At 64.1% G+C, this 11478-nt stretch carries 11 protein-coding genes; 4 read left to right on the top strand and 7 right to left on the bottom strand.

Going from position 1 to position 11478, the window contains the following annotated elements:
• Positions 1-165: 165 nt before the first annotated feature.
• The 7 genes from ACVOMF_RS18545 to ACVOMF_RS18515 form a co-directional block, all read right to left on the bottom strand.
• Positions 166-1536 carry a leucyl aminopeptidase family protein gene (locus ACVOMF_RS18545; RefSeq protein WP_481510575.1) on the bottom strand — a complete coding sequence of 457 codons (1371 nt, stop codon included), beginning with the start codon at positions 1534-1536 and terminating at the stop codon, positions 166-168.
• A gap of 33 nt (positions 1537-1569) precedes the next feature.
• Positions 1570-2280: an HAD family hydrolase gene (locus ACVOMF_RS18540; RefSeq protein ID WP_481510574.1), complete on the bottom strand. Its 711-nt coding sequence runs from the start codon at positions 2278-2280 to the stop codon at positions 1570-1572.
• Positions 2281-2505: 225 nt separating this feature from the next.
• Positions 2506-3597: an AI-2E family transporter gene (locus ACVOMF_RS18535; protein WP_481510573.1), complete on the bottom strand. Its 1092-nt coding sequence runs from the start codon at positions 3595-3597 to the stop codon at positions 2506-2508.
• Between the two features lie 45 nt (positions 3598-3642).
• Positions 3643-4092, bottom strand: a complete 450-nt coding sequence (locus ACVOMF_RS18530) for a protein sip-5 (protein ID WP_481510572.1) — start codon at positions 4090-4092, stop codon at positions 3643-3645.
• Positions 4089-4574, bottom strand: a complete 486-nt coding sequence (locus ACVOMF_RS18525) for a phage holin family protein (protein WP_313171028.1) — start codon at positions 4572-4574, stop codon at positions 4089-4091. Before ACVOMF_RS18525 ends, ACVOMF_RS18530 begins: the two co-directional genes overlap by 4 nt.
• A gap of 5 nt (positions 4575-4579) precedes the next feature.
• Positions 4580-4939, bottom strand: a complete 360-nt coding sequence (locus ACVOMF_RS18520) for a hypothetical protein (protein WP_296246876.1) — start codon at positions 4937-4939, stop codon at positions 4580-4582.
• A 120-nt stretch (positions 4940-5059) separates the two neighbouring features.
• Positions 5060-6490, bottom strand: coding sequence for a Do family serine endopeptidase (locus ACVOMF_RS18515; protein ID WP_481510571.1), 1431 nt, complete (start codon positions 6488-6490; stop codon positions 5060-5062).
• Between the two features lie 461 nt (positions 6491-6951).
• On the opposite strand from ACVOMF_RS18515, the gene ACVOMF_RS18510 reads away from it, so the two are divergent.
• The 4 genes from ACVOMF_RS18510 to ACVOMF_RS18495 all read left to right on the top strand — a co-directional run bounded on the left by ACVOMF_RS18510 (position 6952) and on the right by ACVOMF_RS18495 (position 11399).
• Positions 6952-9102 carry an adenosylcobalamin-dependent ribonucleoside-diphosphate reductase gene (locus tag ACVOMF_RS18510; protein WP_481510570.1) on the top strand — a complete coding sequence of 717 codons (2151 nt, stop codon included), beginning with the start codon at positions 6952-6954 and terminating at the stop codon, positions 9100-9102.
• Between the two features lie 146 nt (positions 9103-9248).
• On the top strand, positions 9249-10055 hold the full coding sequence (locus ACVOMF_RS18505) for a histone (RefSeq protein ID WP_481510569.1): 807 nt from the start codon (positions 9249-9251) through the stop codon (positions 10053-10055).
• Between the two features lie 77 nt (positions 10056-10132).
• Positions 10133-10975 carry a TSCPD domain-containing protein gene (locus tag ACVOMF_RS18500; protein WP_481510568.1) on the top strand — a complete coding sequence of 281 codons (843 nt, stop codon included), beginning with the start codon at positions 10133-10135 and terminating at the stop codon, positions 10973-10975.
• A 70-nt stretch (positions 10976-11045) separates the two neighbouring features.
• A complete protein-coding gene (locus ACVOMF_RS18495) occupies positions 11046-11399 on the top strand; it encodes a hypothetical protein (protein WP_481510567.1) in 354 nt (117 codons plus the stop codon).
• Positions 11400-11478: the final 79 nt, after the last annotated feature.

Raw genomic sequence — 11478 nt, 5'->3', positions numbered from 1 at the left:
GGGGGGTGGGCGGCGGGTCGATCGCCCCTCCCCCCCCCCCCCACCTCCGCATCGCCCCTCCCCCCCCTCCCCCCCCCTCCCCCCCCCCCCCCCCCCACTACCCAAAGCCGGCCGGCAATGCCCCATTGCCGAGCATGGCTCGGCACTACCAAAAGCCGGGACGCTTCAGGCGCCGTAACGGGTCTTCAACATCGCCCACGCCGAGCGCAACGCCAGCGCCTCACCACCGGCCGGGCGGCCCGGGCGCTCGCCGTCGTTCCAGGCGTAGACGTCCAGATGTGCCCACACCTGGCCTTCGTTGATGAAGCGCTCCAGATACAGCGCTGCGGTTACCGAACCAGCCATGCGCGAACCAGCGTTGGCCAGGTCGGCGATGCCGCTGTTGAGGTAACGCAGGTAGGGACGCCACAAAGGCATGCGCCAGACCGGGTCGCGGGTGCTGTCGCCCGCCTGCAGCCACTGGTTGGCCAGGGTGTCGTCATTGGCGAACAAGGCCGGCAGGTCCGGGCCCAGCGCGATGCGCGCGGCACCGGTGAGGGTGGCGAAATCGAGGATGGTGTCGGGGTTCTGCTCGCTGACGTAGGTCAGCGCGTCGCACAGCACCAGGCGGCCTTCGGCGTCGGTGTTATCGATCTCCACGGTGATGCCCTTGCGGGTGGTGATCACTTCGCCTGGACGGAAGGCATCCGGGCCAACGGCATTTTCCACCGCAGCCACCACCAGGGTCAGCTGCACCGGCAGCTGCTGCGCCATCACCAGGCCCGCCAGGGCGATGGCGTGGGCGGCGCCGCCCATGTCCTTCTTCATGTTGCGCATGCCGTCGGCCGGCTTCAGGTCCAGGCCGCCGGTGTCGAAGCACACGCCCTTGCCGACCAGCGCCAGATGCGGCGCACCGGCATTGCCCCAGCGCAGCACGATCAGACGCGGCGCGCGATGCGAGGCACGGCCGACGGCGTGGATGGTCGGGAAATTCATTTCCAGCAGTTCGTCGCCGGCAATCACTTCCAGTTCGCCGCCATGGGCTTCGACCAGATCGCGCGCGGCGTCTTCCAGTTGCTGCGGGCCCATGTCTTCGGTGGGCGTGTTGACCCAGTCGCGCACGCGCAGGCAGGCGGTCACCACGTCCAGCACTTCAGCGGCCGGGCTTGCCAGCAGCTGTGCAGCCGGGCGTGCCAGCTTGCGGTAGCGGTCAAAGCGGTAGCTACCCAGGCCCCAGCCGATCTGCAGGTTGGCGCTGCTGCTGGCGTCCAGCGTGTTGGCAACCTGCCAGGTTGTACCGGCCGGCAGCGCGAACGGTGCATGCGCGTAGGCGTAGGCATCGGCATGATCGCCAACGCCTAGCACGGCGCCGGCAATGCCGTTGTCGCCGGGCAGCAGCAGCACGCTGTTCGGCGCGGCATTGAACTGTTGTGCTGCGGCCCAGGCCTGCACGGCGGCAGGCTGCTGTGCCTTCCACGCGGCGAAGCCGTCGCGGTCCAGCACGTACAGCGGCAGGGCGTTGGTGGAATCAGTGGTGTAAGCGGTAATCGGGGTCATGGTGTTCTCTTGCGTCTGCTGGCGGCCGTGGGCTTAGCGCTGCTGCGAGGATGCGTTCGCATCCAACCAGTCGGCCAGTCCGGTCAGGGTGTCGAACTGCAGGTCAGGCTGCAGCTCGGTGTGGGTCCATGAATGTTCTTCGCGGTTGATCCAGCAACCACGCAGGCCGGCGCGCATCGCACCGGCTACGTCCATTTCGGCATGATCGCCGACATGCAGTACCTGCGCGTGTTCAACGCCGAGGCGTTCGCAGGCGGCATGGAAAATACTGGGGTCCGGCTTGGCTGCACCGTGCTCGCGCGAACCCAGCTGGAAGGCGAACAGATCGCCAATGCCGATGCGCTGCAGGTCGGCGTTGCCGTTGCTCACTGCAGCCACCGGCACGCGTGCAGCGATGCGACGCAGTGCGGCCAATGCATCGGGGTAGAACTCGACCTGGTTGCGCGCTGCGTAGAACGCTTCATAGGCCGGATCCAGGAGGTCCATGCTTGCGCCGCTCTTTTCCAGCGCCTCGGCCAGGGTCAGCCGGCGCAAGGCGCTCAGGTCGTAGTGCAGCTGCGGATTGTCGCGGAACGAGCGTTCGCGCAGCTCACGCATGGCGGCGACCGGGTACATGCTGGCGGTCGCTGGGCTGTGTTCCAGCATCCAGTCGTGCAGCACCTGGTCGATGCGGGCCCCGATGGGTGCGAACGGCCACAGGGTGTCGTCCAGATCGAGGGTAATGGCGAGTACGGGGAAATTCATCCGGGCATTTTACGCCAAGCCCATGAGCCGGGCCTGTAGGGGCCGTGGCTGCCCGATCTTGCTTGTGGGAGCGGCGTGAGCCGCGAAGCTGACAATGCTGAAGCAACCAGCACCTCAGCCAACTGACGATGTACCTGCTTCGCAGCTTACGCCGCTCCCACAAAAAGAGTGATGCAAGGGCCTGGCACCACCTTTTTGGGGGCCAAGTGTTTGAGTGAGTAGCGCTTATTCCAGCAGCTTTGCCCAGTCGTGCATGCCATCGACGCGGCTCAGCACCAGCTTCACGCAGACCAGCAGCGGCACTGCCAGCAGCAGGCCGATCATGCCCCACAGCCAGCCGAACAACATCAGTGCCAGGATCAGCATCAGCGGCGAGATCGCCATGCTGCGGCCGAGCACGATGGGCGTGATCAGCTGCCCCTCCAGCGTGTGCAGGGCCAGGTAGGCCAGCGCCGGCAGCAAGGCGGTCAGTGGATCGCGGAATTCGACGAAGCCCATCAGCAGCATCAGCACGATGCCGATCAGTGGCCCCACGTACGGGGCGAAATTCAGCAGCGCGGCCACCGTGCCCCACAGCAAGGCCTCGGGCAGAGCGATGCCGAGCAGCATCAGCACGCCGGACAGGATCAGGCCCAGACCGACGTTGATGAGGGTGATGGTCAACACGTAGCGCGATATCTCGCGCTCGATCGAGCGCAGTATCTCGGCGGTGAAGCGCTTCTGCAGGCGGTTGGGCAGCAGCGCGATCACATGCCGCTGCAGGTTTTCACCGTAGATCATGAAAAACAGGGTCAGCAGCACCACTGCCAGCGCCGAGGCGGCCAGCTTGGGCGTGCGCACCAGCGCCTTGTAGGGATCGTCGAGCTGGGTGCGGATCACCTGCACCTTGCGGTTGCCTTCGCCGCCTGCAGCGCGGGCGAAGCTCTCCGCCGCCAGGTTGGCCTGCTGCACCGGTTTGACGAAGTCCTGCACCTTGCGTGAGATCTGCCGCATCTGCTGCGGCGCTTCCTGCACCCACTCGGTGGCCGGGCCGGCCAGCTGCACGGTCAGCGCGGCACTGCCAGCCAGGCCTACCGTAAGCACCAGCAGTGCGCCGAGAAAGCGCGGCAGGTGCAGTTTCTGCAGCAGGCGGATGATGGGGTTGCCGATCAGCGCGAAGAACATCGCCAGCAGCACCGGCAGGATCACTTCCTGCGCGGCCCACAGCGTATAGCCCACCGCCAGCGTCGCCAGTACCACCACGGCGACGGGCGCACGCGGACGTGGTGCAGGGGCTTCAGTGGGGCGGGGTGTGGCTTCGGGCAACGGGTCAGACATGCGGGCAGCGCTCCGTGAACGGAACGGCGCGGGGTGGCGCCGTGCTCAGGATTCTGACAGTTCTGTCGCCGCTTCGGCGGGGCCGGGTGGCGTGCTGTTGTTGCGCGCGGTGGTGGCGGTAGCGGCGGGCGGCGGTGTGTTGTCGTCGTCGATCTCATCGTCGCTTTCATCAGCATCGGCCGCAGCCTGCCCGGCCATCACGCCCGCCGCTGCCGCAGCGGCGGCAAAGGAGGCGACCGATGCCTGCGCGCTGCTGACCAGCCCGGACACCGAGCCGATCATCTGCAGCCAACGGCTGCCGCTGAAGGCGCCGCCGGGTTCAAGCTTGCCGGCCAGGAAGCCGCCAGCCAAACCGACAATCACGATGCGACCGGGCGTCCACGCGCTGCGCCAGCTCTGGTTGAGCTGGTTCCAGTGCTGGGTGGCTTCCTCGCCACGCACCTGCACCACGGCTTCGGCACGGCGCACACGGCGTTGCAGGGCTTCGAAATTCACGGTGTGTGCTCCCCGGGGATTTTCACTTCGGCATCGGGGTCTTCGCCACTTGGCTCGTCGAACAGACCCAGCCGCGACAACTGGCGGCGGGTGGCATGCATGCCGGTGTGGTGGAAGAAGTACGACACCCGCCAGATCGCATAGCCGGTGACGGCCAGGCTGGTGAGGGTGGGGATCAGCAGCGAGACGAACAGCGACAGACCCATGTATTGCAGCATCGCCACTGCCGTGGCCGCCAACAGCAGCCACGCCGAGGCGCCGAATACGATGGCTACGCCGCTCCATGCCAGGGAACGACCAAACGCGCTGCGCGCCAGGGCCAGGTCGGCCGACGCCAGCCGGCGCAGGGAGCGCAGCGTGTTGGAAGCCGAGTCCAGCGTCTGCCGGCCGGCCGCGCCAACCTGACGGATGCTTTCTTCCAGCCCGGGCGCCTGGCCCGGGGTGGAATCGTCGCCAGTGGGCGGTGTTGCGTTATCGCTCACGCCGATCAGTCGTTGCTGCGGGCGAGCTTGGCAATGATCCAGCCAGCGGCGAAGGCCACGCCGAACGAGGCCAGCGGACGCTCACGGATGAGGTCGGCGGCGCTGTCGATCAGGTCCTTGCCCTTGTCCATCAGTGCATCGACCTGTTCCTTGGCAGCGGCACCGCCAAGTTCAGCGGCGGCCAGACCGGATAGCGCGCTGTCGGACAATTCGGCCTTCATGTTGGCCTTGCCCAGGCGCAGTTCGTCGCCGGCAGCACCGGCAGCGCCTTTGACGGCCGAGCCAGCGGCGGAAGCGGCGGACTTCAGGTGTGCGCCAGCCTCGCCCAGGTGTTCCTTCATGTTCTCGGTATTGGTGGGGCTCATCGTGATCTCCTGGTTTCAGCGGGTGCGCCGGATGGCGCGCGGTTGCAACAGAACTCAACAAATAGCAGTTGCCGGGTGTAAACAACGTTACGCCGGCACCACAAGATGCTCACCTGGGCATCATCGCATCATCAATTGGCCACGCTGGCTGCCACCGCGCAGGATGCTCAACACCAGCTGCGGCGGGCGTTGGCCGAAGCTGGCGCGCCAGCCGGCGAGGTCGGTGAAGGCGCCGCTGCTGGCCGCGAGAATCACATCGCCACCGGCCAGGCCGGATTGCGCGGCGCGGCTGCCGCGTGCCACTTCGCTGACCAGCACGCCGTTGATGCCAGCCTGACGCAGCGATTCGGGCAGGTCGGCGAAGGTGGCACCGCTCAGTCGCGGGTCCAGCGTGTCGCCGGCCACCGCACGCGGCTGCTCCTTCAAGGTGGCCTTGAGCTGCAGCGGCTTGCCGTCACGGCGCACTTCCAGATCAACCGTGCGACCCACCGTGGAAAGACCCTCAAAGTTGTGCAGGGCCTGCGCGCTGTCCACGCGTTGGCCGTTGATCGCGGTGACCACGTCGCCGGCCTTTACTCCGGCCGCCGCCGCGCCGGAACCGGCCAGCACGCGCGTCACCAGCGCGCCGCGGGCTTCTTCCAGACCCAGGCCCTGGGCGATCTGCGGGGTCAGGTTCTGCGTTTCCACACCCAGCGTGCCGCGCACCACCACACCCTTGGTGATCAGCTGCTCGACCACGTCGCGGGCAAGATTGGACGGAATGGCCAGACCCAGGCCGATGTTGCCGGCCATGCTGCCCTGCGGGTTGTAGCTGGCGGTATTGATGCCGACCAGCTGGCCGTTGAGGTTGACCAGTGCGCCACCGGAGTTGCCCGGGTTGATCGAAGCATCGGTCTGGATGAAGTTCTGGTAGCCCAGCCCGCGGATGCCGCTGCGGCCTACCGCCGAGACGATGCCTGAGGTGACGGTCTGGCTGAAGCCGAACGGATTGCCGATCGCCACCACGAAGTCACCCACGCGCAGCTGGTCACTATTGCCCAGCGGTAGCGCGGTCAGCTTTTCGGCCGGGATGCGGATCAGGGCGATGTCGGTGTCGCGGTCCGATCCGAGGAATTCGGCCTTGACCGTACGCCCGTCGGCCAGGGTGACCTGCACGTCGTCGGCGTTCTCGACCACGTGGTGGTTGGTGAGCACATAGCCGCGCGCTGCGTCGATGATCACGCCCGAGCCCAGCGACTCGTTGATGCGCTCCTGCGGCACCTGTGGGAACAGGCGGCGGAAGAACGGGTCGTCGAAGTAGGGGTTGCGTACCCGCACCACCTGCTTGGTGTTGACGCTGACCACGGCCGGCATGGCCTGTTCCAGCATCGGTGCCAGCGACGGCACCGCCTGCCCGGCGACCGCAGACGGCAGTGCGGCGGTGGTTGGCAATACCGTGCTCAGCGAAGCGGCGTCGGCGCGGTTGTCCAGGTGGGCATTGATGGCGGTGGCGGTAAAACCACCAAAGGCGGCGGCCAGGGCCAGGGTCAGCAGGGTCGGGATGGGTCGCATTGCCGGGGGTTCCATGCGGGGGCGCCCGAGGGCGGCGCCGGGGTGGGGCGGGTTGCTGAACACGAGTGTGGCGGGGGGCAGTTAAATCGGCAATGAAACTTCTGCATTGCCGCAATCCCAAGAGCCTCAAGCCCTGCACGGAATGCAATAGCCAGACGGCTGATTTTTCGTTTGACATCACCCCGTGGGTGGGTAAGCTTGGCCGGGTCATCACCCACTAGATGTTGGGTTGATGTGAAAAGCGTCCCCAAGCAGTAGGGTTTAGTGCTCGGGGTGCAAGCACCCCAACGGAAGGCGTGCAATGACCGCGACAGTGATGCAGAAAACCGGTAGTTCCCGGAATCCCCTCATCCCGCCGACAGGCGCGTAAGTACGCGCCTGCGCGTCGTTGTCTTTGCTGCCCGGCCTGTTTGGGAAAAGAAAATCGCACCGCAAGGTGCCCCAGGAGAGTTTCCACAATCATGAGTACGGTGCGTCTGGAAGTGGTCAGCAATCAAACCAAGTCGGACATGATCCCTCTGCAACCTGCCTCGCAGGACATCTGGGAAAAGAAGTACCGCCTCACGACCAAGGCGGGCGAAGCGCTGGACGCCGATATCGACGGTACCTACCTGCGCGTGGCCCGTGCCCTGGCTGACGCCGAGGCAACCGACGACAAGCGCGCCTACTGGTTCGAGCGTTTCGCCTGGGCCCTGCGCCGTGGCGCAATCCCGGCTGGCCGCATCACCTCCAATGCCGGCGCGCAGCAGCACAAGCCGGCCACCAGCACCATCAACTGCACCGTGTCGGGCACCATCACCGACTCGATGGACGGCATCCTGGAGAAGGTCCACGAAGCGGGCCTGACCCTGAAGGCTGGCTGCGGCATCGGCTACGAGTTCAGCACCCTGCGTCCGCGCGGTGCCTTCGTTGCCGGCGCTGGCGCCTACACCTCCGGGCCGATGTCCTTCATGGATATCTACGACAAGATGTGCTTCACCGTGTCCTCGGCCGGTGGCCGTCGTGGCGCGCAGATGGGCACCTTCGATGTGTCGCACCCGGACGTGAAGGACTTCATCCGCGCCAAGCGCGAAGACGGCCGCCTGCGCCAGTTCAACCTGTCGCTGCTGATCACCGATGGCTTCATGGATGCGGTCAACAACGACGCCGACTGGCAGCTGGTGTTCCCGATCAACACCAAGGAACAGGCCGAAGTCGACCAGAACGCCACCGACGTGGTCTGGCGCGAATGGCCGACCCACGAGAACTACATCGTCCGCGACGACGGCCTGGTGGCCTGCAAGGTGTACGGCCACATCCGTGCCCGTCACCTGTGGGACATGATCATGGTCTCCACCTATGACTATGCCGAGCCTGGTTTCATCCTGATCGACCGCGTCAACGAGATGAACAACAACTGGTGGTGCGAGAACATCCGCGCAACCAACCCCTGCGGCGAGCAGCCGTTGCCGCCCTACGGCGCCTGCCTGCTGGGCTCGGTGAACCTGACCAAGTTCGTGCGTGACCCGTTCACCGACAAGGCCTCGTTCGACTGGGACGAGTACAAGGAAGTGGTGCGCGTGTTCACCCGCATGCTCGACAACGTGGTCGAAGTGAACGGCCTGCCGCTGGAACAGCAGCGCAACGAGATCATGCGCAAGCGCCGCCACGGCATGGGCTTCCTTGGCCTGGGCAGCACCATGACCATGCTGAAGATGAAGTACGGCAGCACCGAGTCCTGCGAGTTCACCGAAGCTATTGCCCGCGACATGGCCGTGGCCGGCTGGGAAACCGGCCTGGAACTGGCCCGTGAGAAGGGCGCTGCCCCGATCATGGAAGAACAGTTCCCGGTCACCGCCGCCATGCTGCGCCAGCGCCCGGAAATGAAGAAGGATGGCTGGAAGGTCGGCCAGAAAATCGCCGGCAAGGTGCTGCACGCCCGCTACAGCCGCTACATGCAGCGCGTGGCCACGGTGGCCCCGGAGCTGGTGGAAGAACTGGCCACGGTCGGTTCGCGCTTCACCCACCACAGCTCCATCGCCCCGACCGGCACCATCAGCCTGTCGCTGGCCAACAACGCCTCCAACGGCATCGAGCCCTCGTTCGCGCACCACTACAGCCGCAACGTGATCCGCGAAGGCAAGAAGTCCAAGGAAAAGGTGGACGTGTTCTCGTTCGAGCTGCTGGCCTACCGCCAACTGGTCAACGTCAAGGCCATGCCATTCTCCGACGAGGCCGATGCCACGCTGCCGGAATACTTCATCAGCGCCGACGACATCTCGCCCAAGGAGCATGTGGACGTGCAGGCCGCCGCGCAGAAGTGGGTGGACAGCTCGATCTCCAAGACCGCCAACGTACCAACCGATTACCCGTACGAGCAGTTCAAGGACATCTACCGCTACGCCCACGAGCAGGGCCTGAAGGGCTGCACCACCTTCCGCTTCAACCCGGCTGCCTTCCAGGGCGTGCTGGTCAAGGAAGCGGATCTGGAGAACACCACCTACCGCTTTGAGCTGGAAGACGGCCAGGTGGTGGAGGTCAAGGGCAACGAACAGATCGAGTACGACGGCGAGATGCACACCGCCGCCAACCTGTTCGACGCCCTGAAAGAAGGCTATTACGGCAAGTTCTGAGTGCCTTCATCGCCCTCCCGGCCGCGCGCTGGGAGGGCATGACGGTGGTCTCACCACCACCGGGTTGTTGCGCGCTTGTTTCACGTTGCATCGGCTTCGATATAGCATCGCCAACATTACAGACCCGATGCCCTTAGGAGGGCTTTATGAGCAATGGTAATGGTGTGACCGCGACCGTAACCCAGGTTGCCGAGGACGTGAAAGAAACCGTCAAGGAAACCGTCGCCCACGCGGGTGAGAGCATCGCGGCAACCGCCAGCGACGCCGTGGTTGCAGTGAAGGCCAGTGCAAAGAAGGTTGAGGCCGGCGCCAAGAAGCAGGTGGCCAAGGTCAAGAAGGCTGTAAAGAAGGCCGAAAAGGCCGTCAAGAAGGCTGAGAAGGTCGTCGCCAAGAAGGCCAGCGCGGCCAAGAAGGAAGTAAAGAAGAAGGTCGCTTCCGTGCGCCAGAAGCTGGAAGCCGCCAAGGCCAATGCCAAGGCAGAAGCCACCGAGCTGAAGAAGAAGGGCGCCGGCAAGCGTGCGGCGACCAAGAAGGCCATCGCCAAGGTCGAGAAGAAGGCCGCCAGCAAGGTCGCCTCGGCCAAGAAGACGGTGAAGGCTGCCGAGAAGAAGGTCGCCAAGGCCGTCGGCAAGAAGGCTGCTGCCGCCAAGAAGTCGGTGAAGGCCACCGAGAAGAAGATTGCCAAGGCTGTCGTCAAGAAGACCACCGCTGCCAAGAAGGCAGTGAAGAAGGTCGAAAAGAAGGCCGCCAAGAAGGTCGCCGCCGTCAAGAAGACGGTGAAGGCCGCTGAAAAGAAGGTCGCCAAGAAAGTAGCCGTCAGCAAGAAGACGGTTGCCAAAAAGGTTGCCTTGACCAAGAAGACCGTGGCCAAGAAGGCCGCTACCGCAAAGAAGACGGTTGCCAAAAAGGCCATCGCAGTGAAGAAGGCCGCCAAGAAGGCGACCCGCAAGTAAGCCGCACCGCGCGCCCCGTCCCGCAAGGACGGGGTTGCTGCCAATCCGTATAGCAACGCATAACCAGGACTCGCACCATGGCCGTCAAGATCGACAAGAAAATCAAGGGCTATTCCGTCATCACCCCGGACGACAAGGCCCGTGAAACCGCTGCGGCCAAGGCCCCGGTGGCTGCCGCCCTGGACGAGTCCCCGGCCGACAACATCGTGCACATGCACGAGCGCATCGAGCGCCCGGAAGTGCTGATCGGCAGCACCTACAAGATCAAATCGCCGCTGGTGGAACACGCCTTCTACGTGACCATCAACGACATCGTGCTCAACCAGGGTACCGAGCACGAACTGCGCCGTCCGTTCGAGATCTTCATCAACTCCAAGTCGATGGAGCACTTCCAGTGGATCGTGGCGCTGACCCGCATCATGTCCGCCGTGTTCCGCAAGGGTGGCGACGTCACCTTCATCGTCGACGAAATGAAGGCCGTGTTCGACCCGAAGGGCGGTTACTTCAAGGTCGGCGGCGTGTACATGCCGTCGCTGGTGGCCGAGCTGGGCTCCATCGTCGAAGACCACATGAAGTCGATCGGCCTGCTGCAGGACCCGGAAATGAGCGCCCACCAGCGCGCCCTGATCGCCGAAAAGCGCAAGCAGTTCGAAGAGCGCTCAAAAAAAAACAGTGAAGTAAGCGCAGCGCCGGTCACGCCGAGCGCAGCTGCAGCCCCCTCCCTTTCGCAAAGCGAAGGGGAGGGCCGGGGAGGGGTAGCTCTTGACGTTGCCGTTGCCCCCGAAGCCAACCCCGAAAGCGCCGACAACGGCAGCTTCCCCGCCAGCGCCACCATGTGTCACAAGTGCAGCACCAAGGCGCTGGTGATCATGGACGGCTGCCAGACTTGCTTGAATTGTGGGTATAGCAAGTGCGGTTGATTTAACTTCGTGATGATGTGATAAAGGCCCGGCGAAAGTCGGGCCTTTTATTTTTTTGGGGGGGGAGTGCATGAAAGATGGAATGGATCGATGGAGTCAAAGGTTTGATCTGGTCTTCAGTGGCGAGGAGTGGTTACGATTTGAGGAGCTCTTAAAGGAGGCGATAAAGAACTATGCAAAGGATGATCCTTGTGCGGTCGAGCTGGCCAGGCTTAGGAAAGCAAAAAACTACATCGATGCAATAGTTGGGTCTATTGATCCTCAGCTTATGCCGTTGGGTCCTTTGAATGGAGTCGTGGACCGGCTTAAGGCTGCGGCTGATAGTTTAGGTAATTATCTGCGTAATCAGAGTGATGCATATATTTCAATGGCCAATGATGCTATTGATGAGGTGACCCACCCCCAGAAAACTGGTGCAGGCTAAAGTAGAGACGTCGGTAGCATTGGGCCCCGTGACAAACGAGGATTCAGGCATGAAGAAGTCGCGTTTCACCGAGGAGCAA

It is taken from the genome of Stenotrophomonas sp. STEN022 (assembly GCF_056760155.1).
This window is presented reverse-complemented; position numbering and strand designations above follow the sequence as displayed.